The organism is Corynebacterium sp. KPL3927, from assembly GCF_040225835.1.
Classification (GTDB): domain Bacteria; phylum Actinomycetota; class Actinomycetes; order Mycobacteriales; family Mycobacteriaceae; genus Corynebacterium.
The window spans coordinates 1-650 of sequence record NZ_JBEHGD010000057.1 but is presented as its reverse complement, the minus strand read 5'-3'; the positions used below and the strand labels follow the sequence as shown (position 1 = coordinate 650).

Genomic DNA, 650 nt, shown 5'->3' with positions numbered 1-650 from the left:
TGGCATGGTGGAAAGGTACCTCACTTCCCCAGCGAGATGCTGGTTTCAAGGTGTCCACCATCTGGGGGTCAGGTCCCACACTAGTCATTCTGGCTTATCTCCTTATGCAGGTTGGGAACCTACACACAAACCATTAGACACTCTCGACGCAGCCGACTACCTGGAAGAATCATTAGATGAGATACTCGCGTTTACAGCCACGCCCAAAGCTGTATGGACGAAGGTATGGTCCAATAATCCAACAGAGCGTTTGAACCGTGAAATCAGGCGGCGTACCGACGTTGTAGGAATATTTCCCAACCGCGCAGCAGTCATCCGCCTCGTCGGCGCCGTACTAGCTAAACAGCATGACGATTGGATTCAGCAGAAACGTTATATGTCACTAGCAAGCTTGGAACACACCCGACGCCTGATAGCTACCAACACCATCCACACCAACGACGCAGACACCATCAAGGCAGCCTCCTAATGAACCAACATCAACCCCGAGACGGACCCCAACACCGCCCCTGACACTGTCCCCCGATCCACCGATTCAGAAAGGACAGATACACCACTCCACCGGACTTGACCAAGGCACAGCGGCCAAAATAGACATCGCAAAGATGCACCACCTCGCGCGCGGCGATGTCGCTGGCGCCGCGCTGCAC

The 650-nt window shown here is 54.5% G+C and carries 1 protein-coding gene; it reads left to right on the top strand.

The window, feature by feature from the left end:
* Nucleotides 1–469 (top strand): transposase (locus tag ABRP86_RS11535; protein WP_349864478.1); only part of this gene is annotated, 469 nt, incomplete at its 5' end.
* Nucleotides 470–650: the final 181 nt, after the last annotated feature.